Genomic DNA, 15,840 nt, shown 5'->3' with positions numbered 1-15,840 from the left:
GAAGGCAGCTGAGCATGGAACCTCTTGGTTTTTTTGAAATCGCCCTGCGGATCATCTACCAGCTGTCGCCGGTCTGGATTTCGATGGTGATCCTGTTTGCACTCTCAATCGGCTTCAAGCGGCGGCTCGGCCTGTACGGCAAGCTGTTTGACAGCCCCATCGGCATGATCGGCTTCGGGCTGGTGATGTTCTGGGTGTTCACCGGCATCTACGGCGCGATGGATATGATCGTGACCCATGATCCGCTGACCCAGGTCTCGGGCATGAAGAACAAGCTGCCCGGCACCCCGGTGCGCGGCGCCGGAGAAGGCGAGTACGAGTACTACCTGCTGGGCGGCGACAACCTGGCCCGCGACGTTTTCAGCCGTCTGGTGAAGGGCGCCTGGGAAGTCATCAAGATCGCCCCGATGGCCGCGGTCTTTGCCTTTATGGTGGGGATCACCCTGGGCCTGCCTGCGGGCTATTACGGCGGCAAGCTGGACACGGTCCTGTCCTTTGCGGCGAACCTGATCCTGGCCTTCCCGGTGATCCTGCTGTTCTACCTGCTGGTCACACCTGAAATCGTGGACACCGGCGTGCCGAACTACATGGCGATCGTTCTGTTTATCTTCCCGATCATCTTTGTCGGGGTGCTGCTGAACTCGCGCTATTACACCCGCCCCAAGCTGCGCAACTGGCTGCTGCCTGTGGTGCTCGGGACCATCATCTGGTTCTATCTGCAGCTGGTCTCCAATGGCGGCTACCTGATCAACACGCCGGAGTATTCCATCTGGGGCCTTCCCCCGGCCATGGACCTCTTCGACATCCCCGGCGGTATCCTCGTGGTGTTCGTCTCAGTTGTCTTTGTCAATTCGCCCACGGTGTTCCGCATCGTCCGCGGCCTGACCCTGGACATCAAGACCCGCGACTATGTGGCCGCCGCCCAGACCCGCGGCGAGGGCCCCTGGTACATCATGCTGTGGGAGATCCTGCCAAACGCCCGCGGGCCGCTGATCGTCGATTTCTGCCTGCGCATCGGCTACACTACCATCCTGCTGGGCACCCTGGGTTTCTTCGGCCTTGGCCTGCCGCCGGAAAGCCCGGACTGGGGTTCCACGATCAATGACGGCCGCAAGCTGCTGTCGATCTACCTGCACCCGGCCCTGCCGCCTGCCTTTGCGCTGCTGACGCTGGTTCTTGGCTTGAACCTGCTGGCCGACGGACTGCGCGAAGAGAGCCTGAAAGACTGATCCAAACCGGCGGGACCGGGGGCCAGCCCCCGGACCCCCGGGATATTTGAGGCCAGATGAAAGGGATCCCGTTCCTTCCAGCCTCAACAGGGAGATAAAAAATGATCAAAATGGCAGACTATGAAGGCCCGATCCTGGAAATCGACAAGCTGTCGATCTCCTTCTTCACGCGCCTGCGCGAAATTCCGGCGGTGATGGACTTCTCCGTGGCAGTGCAGCCGGGCGAGGCCGTGGGCCTGGTCGGCGAATCCGGCTGCGGAAAATCCACCGTTGCGCTGGGGGTGATGCAGGACCTCGGCAAGAACGGCCGCGTTGTCGGCGGCACCATCAAGTTCAAGGGCCGCGACCTGGCCGAGATGAGCGCCGAAGAGCTGCGCGACATCCGCGGCAATGAGATCGCAATGATCTACCAGGAGCCGATGGCCTCGCTGAACCCGGCGATGAAGATCGGCAAGCAGCTGATGGAAGTGCCGATGATCCACGAGGGCGTCAGTGAAAAGGAGGCCTATCAGCGCGCCCTGGAAGTGGTCAGCGACGTGCGCCTGCCGGACCCGGAGCGGATGCTGAACTCCTTCCCGCACCAGCTGTCGGGCGGCCAGCAGCAGCGCATCGTGATCGCAATGGCGCTGATGTCGAAACCCTCTCTGCTGATCCTTGATGAGCCCACCACCGCGCTCGACGTGACGGTGGAGGCCGCGGTGGTCGAGCTGGTCAAGGACCTGGGCAAGAAATACGGCACGTCAATGCTGTTCATCAGCCACAACCTCGGCCTGGTTCTGGAAACCTGCGACCGCCTCTGCGTGATGTATTCGGGCGAGGCGGTGGAGCGCGGCTCGATCCACGACGTTTTCGACGAGATGCAGCACCCCTACACCCAGGCGCTGTTCCGTTCGATCCCGCTGCCCGGCGCCGACAAGAACGCGCGCCCCCTGGTGGCAATCCCGGGCAACTTCCCCCTGCCCCACGAGCGCCCGCCCGGCTGCAACTTCGGCCCCCGCTGCGACTATTTCGAAGAGGGCCGCTGCGATGCCGACCAGATCATCCCGATGCGGCCGGTGCAGGGCAATGACCGCCACGAGACCCGCTGCCTGCGGTTCGAAGAGATCGACTGGAACGCGCCGCTGACCCTGGCCGATCAGAAGGAAAAGACCGCGCCCGGCAATGTCGTTCTCAAGATGGAGAACCTAAAGAAATACTATGAGGTGGCCGCAAATGCGCTGTTCGGCGGCGGCGAGAAAAAGGTGGTGAAGGCCAACGAGACGCTGAGCTTTGAGGCGCGCGAATCCGAAACCCTGGCCATCGTCGGCGAATCCGGCTGCGGCAAATCCACCTTTGCCAAGGTGCTGATGGGGCTGGAAACCGCAACCGAGGGCCAGATCCTGCTCGACAACCGCAATATTGAGCAGATCCCGATCGAGGAGCGCGATACCAAGACAGTGTCCGACGTTCAGATGGTGTTCCAGAACCCGTTCGACACGCTGAACCCGTCGATGACAGTGGGCCGCCAGATCATGCGGGCGCTGGAGATCTTCGGCATCGGCAATTCCGAGGCGGAGCGGCGCAAAAAGATGCTGGAGCTGCTCGACCTGGTGAAACTGCCGCGCGCCTTTGCCGACCGGATGCCGCGGCAGCTCTCCGGCGGCCAGAAACAGCGCGTCGGCATCGCCCGCGCCTTTGCCGGCGGCGCCCGCATCGTGGTGGCCGACGAGCCCGTCTCGGCGCTGGATGTGTCAGTGCAGGCCGCTGTCACCGACCTCCTGATGGAGATCCAGCGCAAGGAAAAGACCACGCTGCTGTTCATCTCCCACGACCTGTCGATCGTGCGCTATCTGTCGGACCGGGTGATGGTGATGTATCTCGGCCATGTGGTGGAGCTGGGCACCACCGACCAGGTGTTTTCGCCGCCCTACCATCCCTATACCGAAGCCTTGCTGTCGGCGGTGCCGATTGCCGATACCTCGGTCGAGAAGGAGCACATCGTGCTGGAGGGCGACATCCCTTCGGCGATGAACCCGCCCCCGGGCTGCCCGTTCCAGACCCGCTGCCGCTGGAAGTCCGAAGTGCCGGGCGGATTGTGCGAGCGCGACGTGCCGCCGGTGCGCCAGCTGGGCGGCGGGCATCAGGTCAAATGCCACCTCAGCGACGAGGTGCTTGAGCGGATGACTCCGGTGATCAAGGTCGCCGCGGAATAAGCTCCGGCCGCATGTGCCGGGACAAGAACCGCGCCGCCGCCTGAGCTCAGGCGGCGGCGCTTCCCGTTCTGGCAGGGGGAAACCCTATGCCCGGAAGGGCGGCGTTCAGGCGGCGTCCGGTTCCAGCCTGCCGGTTCTGGCAGCGCTCCGGTCCCATTGCTGCCACTAGCCGATCCAAACCTTTCCGCTCAGGGCCTCCTTGAGTGGTTCCTGCAGGTCTTCATAACGCCGCCATTTGCCCCAAGCCCGCGGTATTGATGCCGTCGCGCACCTGCATCCGCGAGGCTGTTTGCACGGTTCCGCGCCGCCCTGACCGGGCAGCCTCGCGGTTCAGCGGCGGCGCATGGGGCTCCGCAACGCTCCCCCACTCCCACGAGGGCGGTCACAGTCAGCTCCAGAGAACCATCATAATCATCAGCAGGTTCATCGAGGCAAATTGCATCAGCCGCGGCGCCCGCTTTCCCTTGGCCGCGGCAAACAGGGCTGCAGGGACAGAGACCGCCAGCCCGGCCAGCGCCAGGCTGCCGCCTGCCGCGCCGGCCAGCCCGGTGCCCGGCCCCCAGGGCGAGCCCGGCAGCACCATGCCTTTGAGACCGACGCCGATCACAAGCCCGGTCAGCGCACCGGCAAGGCTCAGGACCGCGCTGCGCGGCTGCCGCGGCTGCCGGCTGCCCAGCATGCTGTCAATCACCTTACGCGTCGGCACGGCGCTCGGCTGCCAGTCAATGCGGTCGATCCGGTCTTCGAAGCTGTTGATATACAATGCATTTCCCCCTGAACTTGCCGCCAGATTCACGAAAAATTAAGGCAAATGCATGACGTCCCGTTGGAGTTAACGGGGCATTAATAAAAGTTATCCACAGATTAACCCGAGCGGGCAGATTATTCCGGCACATCCGGTCCGGCCGCGCAGGCGCTCTAGCTGCCCCAGATCTTCTTCACATAGTTCTGGGTTTCTTTATACGGCGGCACGCCGCCGTGTTTCACCACCGCTTCCGGCCCGGCATTATAGGCCGCCAGCGCCAGCCGCCAGGAGCCGAACTTGCGAAACTGCCGCGCCAGGTAGCGCGCGCCGCCATCCAGGTTCTGCTTGGGCACCGCCGGGTTGACCCCCAACGCCCGCGCCGTGGCAGGCATCAGCTGCGCCAGCCCCAGCGCGCCCTTATGCGACTTGGCATTCGGATTCCAGTTGCTCTCCTGCTGGACCAGGCGCAGAAACAGGTCTTCGGGCACGCCATGCTGGCGGGCGGACTCGCGCGCCATTTCCAGATACTGCCCGCGGTACTTGCCGTTATAAGGCAGCGTCCCCGCGGCGGAGGGGATCCCATAAGTCTTCGGCTGCAGCCGGACCGAGTTCTTGTACTGCGCCGCTGCGCGGCCATCCAGCACCCTGGTATGGGCGGCAAACAGGTCCCGCCTGCTTTTCGTGCTGAGTACATCGGCCGCGGCGGGCTGCCCCGCTCCCATGACCGCAATCACCAACCCCGCAACGGCTTTGCGCATTTCCGCTGTCCTGATACTGTCCCACTGCGGGCAATATACCCAATGCGAAACAAAATTAAAGCAACACGGGCGTGAACCGCCGCAAATCCCGCGCGCGTGCCCCGGAAAGCATCCACAGATGCCTGCTTTTCACGCCAGTCATGGGGCTATACTGTCGCCGGAACGCAGCGGGGCCGGATTCGAGCCCTGCCGCTGCTGGACAAGACGAACAGAAACTAAAGGACGGATCCCTATGGCCGGCTCACTCAACAAAGTCATGCTCATCGGCAACCTGGGCCGCGACCCCGAGGTGCGCAGTTTTCAGAACGGCGGCAAGGTCTGCAACCTGCGCATCGCCACGTCGGAAACCTGGAAGGACCGCAACACCGGCGAGCGCCGCGAAAAGACTGAATGGCATTCCGTGGCGGTCTTCAGCGAAGGCCTGGTCCGGGTTTGCGAACAGTATCTGCGCAAAGGTTCCAAGGTTTACGTCGAAGGCCAGCTGCAGACCCGCAAATGGCAGGATCAAAGCGGTCAGGACCGCTATTCCACTGAGGTGGTGCTGCAGGGCTTCGGCTCCACCCTGACCATGCTTGACGGCCGCGGCGAGGGCGGCGGCGGCGGCGGCCAGAGCGGCGGCGGCTATGGCGGCGGCAGCCAGGGCGGCGGCGGGTACGGCGGCGGCTATGACAGCGGTTCCCAAGGCGGCGGCAGCGGCGGCGGGTACGGCGGCGGTGCCTCGCATAATATCGACGACGACGAAATCCCGTTCTGAACCAGCGGCTGCGGCCCGGCTGCCGCAGAAAATGTTCCGGAAAGCCCCCAGGCCCCGTGCCGCGGGGGCTTTTCAAATTCCGCCGTGCTTTTTCGAAGATTTAACGGCTCGCGCAGCGGCCTTTCCCTCGGGAAAACCGGGCCGGCACCCTTTCGCACCGCACCCCGTGCTTGCGCCTGGAACCGGTCAAGCGCGCTAATTTATCCAATCAATTTCAACAGTTTACCCGACCCCCACCTGCCCTCTGCTAACGGCTTCCACTCGCATATGAAGGCGGCCTTGCTGCACAGTCAGCCCCTTCCTTCAGGGTAGCCGAATATTAAGACACATTCCGCATTGTGGATGCAACTGATGCGATAAATGTTCAACAAGGGTTCAGATTATGGGTATGCGATTTCTGCAGCATCTCTCGATTAAGGTGAAGATCACCATGCTGCTGGCGGCGCCGCTGCTTCTCAGCCTGTGGTTCATAGGCAATAAGCTGATAGAGCTGTATGAACGGGCACAGATCAACACAGCCCTCGCCGGGGAGCTTCTCGAAGGGACCAGCAGCCTGGTGCACTCGCTGCAGGTCGAACGCGGGATGAGCGCCGCTTACCTGGGCGGCGAGTCGTCTGTGATGCCGGAGGCGCTTGTGAAGATCCGGCAGACAAATGACGCTGCAATGGCCGGTTTTCTTTCCAAGCTGGAGCAGGTTGACCGCGATGGCCTCAGCACCGAAGCCTTGCAGTCATTCCGCGTCGCGCAAACTGAACTGGGCCGGAAAAAGGAAGTCCGCCAGCAGATCGCCAGCCGCGCGATGCCGGTGCGCGCTGCAGTTGAGTATTACACTGATCTGAACACGGCGCTGATCCAGACCGGGCTTTCTGTCGCCCAGCAAATCGACAACCCCCGGATCTCCCAGGAAGCTGTCGCCCTGTCAATGTTCCTGCGGGCCAAGGACGCGGCCGGGCTGGAGCGCGCGGCCGGAGCGGTGGGATTTGCCAATGGCTGGACGCCAACCGATTTTCAGGTTTTCGTCGCAACGCATGAACGCTTCAAGGAACGCCTGGACCGCTTTCTTGACTTTGCAACAGTGGAGGACCGCAACGCCGTTGCCAGCCTGAAGTCCACACCTGAAATGAAGAAGTTTGAGGACATCCGGCAAGCCATCCTGAGCGGCGGGGATCTCTCGGGCTTTACCGCCGACTCATGGTTTGCAGCCGCCACAGATATGCTGAAAGTCCTGCGCGGCAAGGAGTCGCTCCTCATACAGCACCTCGAAGAGGACATGGCCGCTTTCGATGCGCAGAACAAACTGCTGCTGACTGAGATGGCCATCTTCACGGCGGTTCTCCTGGCCGGTGTCCTGATCCTGAGCCTGGTGATTGCGCGCGACATGACCAGCGGTCTGTCGATCCTGAACAAGGCGCTGAAACAGCTCGCCAGCGGTGACGCCAATGCCGAAGTTACCGGTGCCAGCCGCCGGGACGAGATCGGCGCGGTCGCTCGCAATGTCGTCGAGCTGCGCTCCGTTACCCAGCAGAAGCAAGAAGAGGAAACCCGGGCCGAGCAAGAGCGCCGCGAGGAAATCCTGTCAGTCGCCCGCCGCATCGGCGCTGCCCTGATGGATCTGCAGAACAAGCGGCTGGACAACCCTATCACGGAGTTTTTCCCCGTCGAGTTCAAGTCGATCCGGATGGATTTCAACGACTCCCTGAAAGCGCTGAGCGAGGCGGTCTCCTCCATTGGTGAGCTGACCAGCAGCGTCGATGAAAGCACCCGGTCGATTGCGGAAGCTTCGATGGATCTGGCGCACCGCACCGAAGCGGAATCGGCAACGCTGGAGAAAACCACCCATGCAATGCGCGAACTGACTTCCAATGTTCAGCAGTCGGCGGAGAATGCAGGCCGTGCGGAACGGCTGGCCGACAGCGCCCAGACCGGCGTCGCCTCCTGTGACCAGGTGGTGAAGAACACCATTGTTGCGATGGACAAGCTCCAGGAATCCTCGCAGGAGATCTCGCAGATCACCAAGGTGATTCAGGATATCGCCTTCCAGACCAACCTGCTGGCGCTGAATGCCGGCGTGGAGGCCGCCCGGGCCGGCGAAGCGGGCCGCGGCTTTGCGGTGGTCGCCAGCGAAGTGCGGATGCTGGCGCAGCGCTGTGCCGATGCGGTGCAGCAGATCGACGAGCTGACCGCCCGCAGTTCCGAGCAGGTCAAAAACGGCGCCACTCTGGTCGATCAGGCCGGCCAGGCGATGTCCAACGTGAATGAGCAGGTGGGAGAGATTTCCACGCTGGTCGTTGAAATCGCCGGAAATATCAAGGAACAGTCGGTGCAAATGGGCGATGTGAACACCGCCGTGGGCGAGCTGGAAGTGATGGCGCAGCAAAACGCCGCCATGGCCGAGCAGACCACCGCCGCCACCACCTCCCTGTCTGAGCAAGCGCAGGAGCTGCGGGAGCTGGTCACGCAGTTCACCGTTCCTCAGGCCTCCGGCTCTCTGCCAGCGCTCTCCGGCCCGGTTAACGGGGGCGAGCCGCACATGACAGTCGACTTCGACGCCGATCAGCCCGGCTATGACACAGGCAGCGCTGCGGCCTGAGACCGGCCGCCGCCGCGGGCACTCAGCTAAAAAGGGCAGCCGTTGCGGCTGCCCTTTTTTGCGTTTCCGGTCTCAGCCGGTCCATCCTGCCAGTCAGGCCCCGGCGCTGCGCAGCACTGACAGGACCTGCTCCGGCGGCACATCGCCGGTCACAAAGGCCTCGCCGATGCCGCGCGCCAGAATGAACCGCAGCTGGCCGGCAACAACCTTTTTGTCCTGCCCCATCAGCTCCAGCAGCGCCTCCGCCCCGGGCAGTTCACCCGGGATGTCCGCCAGATCGGTCTTCATGCCCATCGCCTTCAGATGCGCCCGCACCCGGCTCGGATCCTCCTGGGAGCACAGGCCCAGTTTCGCCGACAGCTCAAACGCCAGCGCGCAACCGATCGCAACCCCCTCGCCATGCAGCAGCCGGTCCGAATATCCGGTCGCCGCTTCCAGCGCATGGCAAAAGGTGTGGCCCAGGTTCAGCAGCGCCCGGTCGCCCTGCTCGGTCTCGTCGCGCACGACGATATCCGCCTTCATCTGCACCGAGCGCGCCACCGCCTCGACCCGCGCGGCCACATCGCCGGCGGCCAGGGCGGGGCCGTTTTCCTCAAGCCAGGCAAAAAACGCCGCATCGCCCAGCAGCCCGTATTTCACCACTTCGCCATAGCCGGACAGGAAATCGCGCGGCTGCAGCGTTTCCAGCACCGAGGTATCGGCCAGCACCAGCGAGGGCTGATGGAAGGCGCCGATCAGGTTTTTCCCCTGCGGCGCGTTGATGCCGGTCTTGCCACCGACAGAGCTGTCGACCTGCGCCAAGAGAGAGGTCGGGATCTGCACGAACCGCACCCCACGGCGCAGCACGGCGGCGGCAAACCCCGCCAGGTCGCCGATCACCCCGCCGCCAAAGGCGATGACCACGTCGCCGCGCTCCACCTTCTGCTCCAACAGCCACTCCACCGACCGGGTGAACTGCGGCCAGCCCTTGGTTGCCTCGCCCGGCGGCAGTGCCAGAGCGGTCATTTCCACCCCGGCAGCCGCCAGCCCGGCGCGCAAGGCGTCCAGATGCTCCTCCGCCACGGTCTCGTCGGTCAGCACTGCCACCTGCGGGCGTTTCAGCAGCGGCTTGATCCGCTCGCCCGCCTGCGCCAGCAGCCCGGGGCCGATCACCACGTCATAGGCGCGCTCACCCAGCGGCACGTGAACCGTGCGTTCCATCATTTCCACTCCAGTACATCGGGGCGTGCCTTCAACGCGTCCAGCACACGGTCAACCATGGTTTCAATCGCGGCCTGGCCATCGGAGGCGACGGTCAGGTCGGCCTTCGCATAAAGCGGCACCCGCTGCTCGTACAGGCCCCTAAGCGTCGCATAGGGATCGGCTGTGCGCAGCAGCGGCCGGGTGTCGCGGTGGCGGACCCGGTTCCACAGAACATCCAGGCCCGCGTCCAGCCAGACAGAGACCCCTTTGGCGGTGATCACCTCGCGGTTTTCCTGCGCCAGAAACGCCCCGCCGCCGGTCGACAGAATACCGCGCTCCTCCTCCAGCAGGCGGGCAATCACCTGCCGCTCCTTCTGGCGGAAAAACGGCTCACCGTCGCGGGCGAAAATTTCCGGGATGGTCATATTGGCTGCGGCCTCGATCTCGTGGTCGCTGTCCAGAAAGGGCACATCCAGTCGAGCCGCCAGCGCCCGCCCCACAGCGGTTTTGCCAGCCCCCATCATCCCCACCATCACGATGGTTTTCTTCAACTTCCCAGGCACCGGGCCTGCTGCCTTCTGGCCGCTGATTTGCTCTTTTTCGCTCATTCTTCAGTGAATGACGTGATCTTGCGGAAAAGGGAATATATAACTTGGGCAAAAGAGCAGGAAACAGGCATTGGACACGATATGGGGCGTTTGATTAAGTATCTGGTCTATTTGGTAGTTCTCGCCGGGATCGGGCTGGTGGGCTATGCCTATGTGGGGCCGTGGTTCGGCGCCGATTTCCGCGCGCCCAGCACCGAAGTGCGCAAGCCGGTGGTCCTGAATGCGGATTAAGGCAGCTGCCGCAGGGGTCATGATGGCAGGCAGCGCCCTCGCCAATGAGCCCCTGGCAGCGATCGACTGGCTGAACCGGCCGCCGCCGCGCAGCGGCCTGCCCGGCACCGTGCTGCTGGAGCCGCCGGTTACCGGCACCGCCGCCGTGCCGCCCGTGGCTGTCACCCCGCTGGAGACGCTTCAGCCGCCTGTGGGTCTGGTGCCCGCAGCCGCAACCGGGCTGCCGCCCGACATGTGGCGCGGCAGCAGTGCGGAGGATATCGCCCGACTGATCGAAACCGTGCCCGTGCGCGGCAGCCCGGCGATGCAGGCGCTGCTGTTCACCCTGCTGCTGTCGGAAAGCCGCCCGCCCGCCAACTCCAAGGACCGGATCCTGCTGGCCCGGCTCGACCGGCTGCTGGCCTTGGGGGCCGCCGACCCGTCGCAGGCGCTGGCGGAACACGCAGGCCCCATCAGCAGCAAAGAGCGCTTTGCCCGCTGGTTCGATACCACCCTGCTGACCGGCAGCGAGGATGCTTCCTGCGAAGCGCTCGCCGCGGCCCCGCACCTGTCGGACAGCTATGGCGCCAGGATCTTCTGCGCAGCGCGGCGCAGCGACTGGCCGACCGCAGCGCTGATGCTGGAAACCGCCCACGCGCTGGAGCTGCTGCCCAAGGAGCGGATGGACCTGCTGGACCGGTTCCTCAACCCCGACCTGTTTGAGATGGCACCGCCGCTGCCCCATCCGGCGGATCCGGATCCGCTGACCTTCCGCCTGTTTGAAACCATTGGCGAACCGATGCCCACGGCGCCGCTGCCGCCGGCCTTTGCCGCGGCGGACCTGCGCGACATTGCCGGCTGGAAAGCCCAGCTGGAGGCAGCTGAGCGGCTGGCGCGCGGCGGTGCGCTCAACCCCAACCAGTACCTTGGCTTGTTCAGCGACCGCAAACCGGCCGCCTCAGGCGGCATTTGGGACCGGGTTGCTGCCGTGCAGCAGCTTGAGCATGACCTGAACTCGGGCAGTGCTGACGCACTCGCTGCCTCCCTGCCCCGCGCCTGGGCGGCGATGCAGCAGGCAGGCACCGAAACCGTTTTCGCCGATCTTTTTGCCGAGCCGCTTGCCCGGGCAGACCTGAACGGCCCGGAAAAGGCATTGGCCTGGCGCATCCGCTTGCTGTCACCGCTCTATGAGCTCGCCGCGCACGCCGCCCCTGCCGCCGGCGCCGAGGAGCAGTTCCTGGCAGGGCTTGCCCAGGGACGTCCCGGCGATGCCCCGGCCCCGTCGCCGCTGGCGGAAGCCATCGCGCTGGGGTTCGAACCGGAACGGCCCGTTCCCGCCCGGATCCGGCAGCTGCTGGACAACGGCCAGCTGGGCGAGGCGATCCTGCGCAGCATGGTGCTGTTTGCTCAGGGCGCCGACGGCAATCTGGGCGATCTGACCGCCGCTCTGGCCGCCTTCCGCGCCGTCGGGCTGGAGGACACCGCCCGGCGGGCCTCCCTGCAGCTGATGCTGCTGGAGCGGCAGTGACATGGCTGCCCCCGCCGCGAACTTTCAATGGATTTCCACCTTTCTCGACGCCCAGGCGGCAGAGACCGGCGCCTCGCAGAACACATTGCTGGCCTATGGCCGCGATCTCAAGGACCTGACTGCCTGGCTGGAGCACCGCTCTCTGGATTTTCATACCGCTTCCCAGGATGATATCGAGGCCTACCTGATCAACTGCGACGCGCAAGGACTGGCCCGCTCCACCCGGGCGCGGCGGCTGTCGGCGGTCAAGCAGATCTACCGGTTTGCGTTCGAGGAAGGCTGGCGCGAGGACAACCCGGCAATTCAGATCCGCGGTCCGGGCCGCGAGAAACGGCTGCCGAAAACGCTGGAGGTGATCGAGGTCGACCGCCTGCTGGAGGCCGCCCGCAAGACCGGCCGCAGCGAGGCCGACCGGCTGCGCAACACCTGCCTTATGGAACTTCTCTATGCCACCGGAATGCGGGTGACGGAGCTGGTCTCGCTGCCGGTCTCCGCCGCCCGCGGCGATCCCAGGATGCTCTTGATTCTCGGCAAAGGCGGCAAGGAGCGCATGGTGCCGCTGTCGCCGCCCGCGCGCGAAGCGCTGGCGGCCTGGCTGCTGGTCCGCGACGCGGCGGAGGACGAGCGCGAGCAGAAGGGCACTCCGGCCTCCCGGTTCCTGTTCCCCTCGCGCGGCAGATCCGGCCACCTGACCCGGCACAGATTCTATCTGCTGATCAAGGAACTGGCGGTGACCGGAGGCGTTTCACCGGACAAGGTCACACCCCACACCCTGCGCCATGCGTTTGCCACCCACTTGCTGGCCAATGGCGCCGACCTGCGCGCCATCCAGGCATTGCTGGGGCATGCCGACATTGCCACCACCGAGATCTACACCCACGTGCTGGACGCCCGGCTGCAGGAACTGGTGCTGGAGCATCACCCGCTGGCCAAGGACGGCTGACGGCGCCTGCAGAACTTGAAGCGCAGGCCCTAAGACCCCATAACTGTGCAGACATTCTCAACAACGGACTCCAAATGGACCCCGCCACACCTGTTTTTGACAGCGACTTCTGGATCACTGCCGGCTCGATTGCACTGCTGCTTGTGTGCTCCGGCTTTTTCTCCGGCTCCGAGACCGCGCTGACGGCCGCCTCTCGCGGTAAGCTGCGCAGCCAGGCCGACAAGGGCTCGGCGGGGGCCAGACGCGCGCTCCAGATCACCGAAGACAACGAACGGCTGATCGGCTCGGTCCTGCTGGGCAACAACGTCGTCAACATCCTCGCGGCTTCGCTCGCCACCGCGCTTTTCACCCGTATCTTCGGCGAAGGCGGCGTTGCGATGGCCACGCTGGTGATGACCCTGCTGGTGCTGATCTTTGCCGAGGTTTTGCCCAAGACCTACGCCATTTCCAACGCCGAAAAGGCCGCCTCCGCCGTCTCGGCGCCGATCGGTCTCATCGTCAAGGTTCTGTCGCCGGTGGTGGGCGCGGTGCGGCTTTTCGTGCGCGGCGTGCTGCGTGTCTTTGGCGTCCGCATCGACCCGGACAGCCACATCATGGCGGTGCGCGAGGAGATTGCCGGCGCCCTGCACCTGGGCCATTCCGAAGGCGTGGTCGAAAAAGAGGACCGCGACCGCATCCTGGGCGCGCTGGACCTGTCCGACCGCTTTGTCGAGGAAATCATGCTGCACCGCTCCAACATCGAGATGATCGACGCGGACGCAGAGCCCGAAACCATTCTGGAACAGTGCCTGCAAAGCCAGCACACCCGCCTGCCGGTGTTCCGCGGCGAGCAGGAAAACATCATCGGCGTGGTCCACGCCAAGGATCTGTTCCGGACCATGTACACCCAAGCCGGCGGCGCCGAAGGCGATTCCGAACGGCTGAAAGCCTTCGACATCACCGAGGTCGCCAAGGCCCCGTATTTCGTGCCCGAAACCACAACCCTGGACGAGCAGATGCGGCAGTTCCTGCGGATGCACTCGCATTTTGCGCTGGTGGTGGATGAATACGGCGCCCTGCAGGGCCTGATCACGCTGGAGGATATCCTGGAAGAGATCGTCGGCGAAATCACCGACGAATTCGACCCTGACGAGGAAATCATCGTCAAGAAAACGCCCGAGGGCTCCTATCTGGTCGACGGCGCCGCCACCATCCGCGACGTGAACCGGGCCACCGAATGGAACCTGCCGGACGACGAGGCCAACACGATTGCCGGCCTGGTGATCCACGAGGCGCAGATGATCCCCACCAAGGGCCAGGTGTTCTCGTTCCACGGGTTCCGTTTTGAGGTCACCGAACGGGAAGGCAACCGGGTGACCGGCCTCAGGATCCGGCCCCTGTCATGAGGCCCGCCAAGTGTCCTGACAGCCGGCAGGTGCAGCCGTGACACGCGCGGCTGCGCTGGCCTGGGATGGCTTTGACAGGGTTGTGCTGGACTTGTTCCGCCAGCTCCGCTGGTCTTTCCTGCCGCCGCTGCTGATCTATTTCGCCTATGGCGCGCAGGGCATCACCACCGTCGCCGCCTCGTTTTTTGTCAAGGAATACCTGGACTTGTCCGCCGCCTTTCTGGCCGGGCTGGCATTCTGGGTCGGGCTGCCCTGGGCGCTGAAGATGCCGCTGGGACATCTGGTTGACCTGATCTGGCGCTGGAAATACCTGCTGATACTAGTGGGGGCCGGGCTGATGGCCGGCAGCTACGGCATCCTGGCTGCCATCGTGCTGGAACCGGCGCTGATGGATGCGGTGATGCCCGTCAGCGCCTGGTACGTCACTGCCGCGCTGCTGGCGCCTTGCGGTTTTGTGCTGCAGGACGTGGTGGCGGACGCCATGTCGGTGGAGGCGGTGCCCCACACCGACGCCCGCGGCAATCCCCTGCCCGAGGCTGAGACCAAATCCCTGCACACCACCATGCAAACCTTCGGCCGCATCGCGCTGATCGGCGGCTCCAGTGCCGCCGCGGCCCTGAACGTCGCGCTGTTCGACGGCGCCGACGCGCTGCCGCAACCGGAAAAGGGCGCGCTTTACGGCTTTGTCTTCACTCTCGCCCTGCTGATCCCGGTGATTTCGCTCTCCGGTGTGGCGCTGGCGATCTGGCAAAAGTGGCGCAAGGCCAACCGGCTGCGACGCGCGGGCGTGGCGGAGGCCGATATCCGCAGCCGCATTGACCTCCCGCGTGAGCCGGTCGCCCCGAACCACTGGTACTTCATCGGCGGCGGCGCCTTTGTCGCGCTGTCGCTGGCCGTGGGTCTGAGCGATGTGCCCTACTCGCAGGAAATCGTCTTTGCCGGTTCCATGGCCATCGTGCTGTTCCTGATGCGCCAGCTGGTTGCGGTGCTGCCCGCAAATCAGGCCCGCACCCTGATCGGCACTGCCATCATCATCTTTGTCTACCGCGCCACGCCCCTGCGCGGCCCCGGCGCCACCTGGTTTGAAATCGACGTGCTGGGGTTCGACCAGCAGTTCCTGTCGGTCCTGTCCCTCATCACCTCGCTGCTGACGCTGGCGGGCATGCTGATCTTCCGCCCGATGATGGCCAGCCGCCCGATTGCCTGGATTGTCGCCTTCCTGGCGATCACCGAGGCTGTCCTCAGCCTGCCCAACATCGCGCTTTACTATGGTGTTCACCACTGGACCGCCGCGATGACCGGCGGCGTGGTCGATGCCCGCTTTATCGCCATCGTCGATACCGCAGTGGAATCGCCGCTGGGCCAGGTCGCGATGATCCCGATGCTCGCCTGGATCGCCCGCAACGCGCCCTCAGGGCTCAAGGCGACCTTCTTTGCGGTCATGGCCTCCTTCACCAACCTGGCGCTCTCGGCCTCCAGCTTGGGCACCAAATACCTGAACGAGATCTTTGTGGTGACGCGCGAAGTCACAGATTCGGCTGGCAGCATCACCACCCCTGCGGATTATTCCCAGCTGGGGATGCTCCTGATCACGGTTGGCGTGATCCTCCTGGCCGCACCGCTGACCGCCATTTTCCTCATCCAGAACAGCCGTTTCCGCACCTCTGAATAACCCCGTCAGCCTCCGGCGGTCCGTTAGCGGCACGCCGTGCCGTT

The 15,840-nt window shown here is 64.4% G+C and carries 13 protein-coding genes; 9 read left to right on the top strand and 4 right to left on the bottom strand.

Annotated features, from left to right (window positions below; translation table 11 throughout):
• Positions 1 to 14 precede the first annotated feature (14 nt).
• Together CAER_RS0122285 and CAER_RS0122280 are read left to right on the top strand one after the other, a co-directional pair.
• Positions 15 to 1,229 carry an ABC transporter permease gene (locus tag CAER_RS0122285; protein ID WP_027237441.1) on the top strand — a complete coding sequence of 405 codons (1,215 nt, stop codon included), beginning with the start codon at positions 15 to 17 and terminating at the stop codon, positions 1,227 to 1,229.
• Positions 1,230 to 1,330: 101 nt separating this feature from the next.
• Positions 1,331 to 3,421, top strand: coding sequence for a dipeptide ABC transporter ATP-binding protein (locus CAER_RS0122280; RefSeq protein WP_027237440.1), 2,091 nt, complete (start codon positions 1,331 to 1,333; stop codon positions 3,419 to 3,421).
• Positions 3,422 to 3,809: 388 nt separating this feature from the next.
• On the opposite strand, the gene CAER_RS0122275 is transcribed toward CAER_RS0122280, so the two are convergent.
• Together CAER_RS0122275 and CAER_RS0122270 are read right to left on the bottom strand one after the other, a co-directional pair.
• Entirely contained in the window at positions 3,810 to 4,184 is a 375-nt protein-coding gene (locus CAER_RS0122275) for a hypothetical protein (RefSeq protein ID WP_027237439.1), read from the bottom strand.
• A gap of 155 nt (positions 4,185 to 4,339) precedes the next feature.
• Positions 4,340 to 4,924, bottom strand: coding sequence for a lytic transglycosylase domain-containing protein (locus CAER_RS0122270; protein WP_027237438.1), 585 nt, complete (start codon positions 4,922 to 4,924; stop codon positions 4,340 to 4,342).
• A gap of 232 nt (positions 4,925 to 5,156) precedes the next feature.
• Between CAER_RS0122270 and ssb the strand changes: the two genes are divergently transcribed.
• Both ssb and CAER_RS28360 read left to right on the top strand, forming a co-directional pair.
• The gene (gene ssb, locus CAER_RS0122265) at positions 5,157 to 5,678 is read left to right on the top strand and encodes a single-stranded DNA-binding protein (protein ID WP_027237437.1); all 522 of its coding nucleotides are present in this window, start codon (positions 5,157 to 5,159) and stop codon (positions 5,676 to 5,678) included.
• A 388-nt stretch (positions 5,679 to 6,066) separates the two neighbouring features.
• Positions 6,067 to 8,268 (top strand): methyl-accepting chemotaxis protein, encoded by a 2,202-nt coding sequence (locus CAER_RS28360; protein ID WP_051357839.1) that lies wholly within the window; start codon positions 6,067 to 6,069, stop codon positions 8,266 to 8,268.
• Between the two features lie 93 nt (positions 8,269 to 8,361).
• Here the strand turns inward: CAER_RS28360 and aroB are convergent, their stop codons facing one another.
• Complete coding sequence (aroB, locus tag CAER_RS0122255; protein WP_027237436.1) at positions 8,362 to 9,468, bottom strand: 3-dehydroquinate synthase; 1,107 nt, start codon at positions 9,466 to 9,468, stop codon at positions 8,362 to 8,364.
• The gene (locus tag CAER_RS0122250) at positions 9,468 to 10,058 is read right to left on the bottom strand and encodes a shikimate kinase (RefSeq protein WP_027237435.1); all 591 of its coding nucleotides are present in this window, start codon (positions 10,056 to 10,058) and stop codon (positions 9,468 to 9,470) included. Before CAER_RS0122250 ends, aroB begins: the two co-directional genes overlap by 1 nt.
• Before the next feature lie 81 nt (positions 10,059 to 10,139).
• Here CAER_RS0122250 and CAER_RS30235 point away from each other — a divergent pair, with 81 nt between their 5' ends.
• The 5 genes from CAER_RS30235 to CAER_RS0122225 all read left to right on the top strand — a co-directional run bounded on the left by CAER_RS30235 (position 10,140) and on the right by CAER_RS0122225 (position 15,796).
• Positions 10,140 to 10,289, top strand: a complete 150-nt coding sequence (locus CAER_RS30235) for a hypothetical protein (protein ID WP_167332331.1) — start codon at positions 10,140 to 10,142, stop codon at positions 10,287 to 10,289.
• Positions 10,279 to 11,796, top strand: coding sequence for a hypothetical protein (locus CAER_RS0122240; protein ID WP_027237434.1), 1,518 nt, complete (start codon positions 10,279 to 10,281; stop codon positions 11,794 to 11,796). Before CAER_RS30235 ends, CAER_RS0122240 begins: the two co-directional genes overlap by 11 nt.
• Before the next feature lies 1 nt (position 11,797).
• Entirely contained in the window at positions 11,798 to 12,739 is a 942-nt protein-coding gene (locus CAER_RS0122235) for a site-specific tyrosine recombinase XerD (RefSeq protein ID WP_027237433.1), read from the top strand.
• A 74-nt stretch (positions 12,740 to 12,813) separates the two neighbouring features.
• Positions 12,814 to 14,124: an HlyC/CorC family transporter gene (locus tag CAER_RS0122230; protein WP_027237432.1), complete on the top strand. Its 1,311-nt coding sequence runs from the start codon at positions 12,814 to 12,816 to the stop codon at positions 14,122 to 14,124.
• Positions 14,125 to 14,161: 37 nt separating this feature from the next.
• Entirely contained in the window at positions 14,162 to 15,796 is a 1,635-nt protein-coding gene (locus tag CAER_RS0122225) for an MFS transporter (RefSeq protein WP_027237431.1), read from the top strand.
• Positions 15,797 to 15,840 lie beyond the last annotated feature (44 nt).

Origin of the sequence: Leisingera caerulea DSM 24564 (genome assembly GCF_000473325.1) — a bacterium.
Classification (GTDB): Bacteria; Pseudomonadota; Alphaproteobacteria; order Rhodobacterales; family Rhodobacteraceae; genus Leisingera; species Leisingera caerulea.
This window is presented reverse-complemented; position numbering and strand designations above follow the sequence as displayed.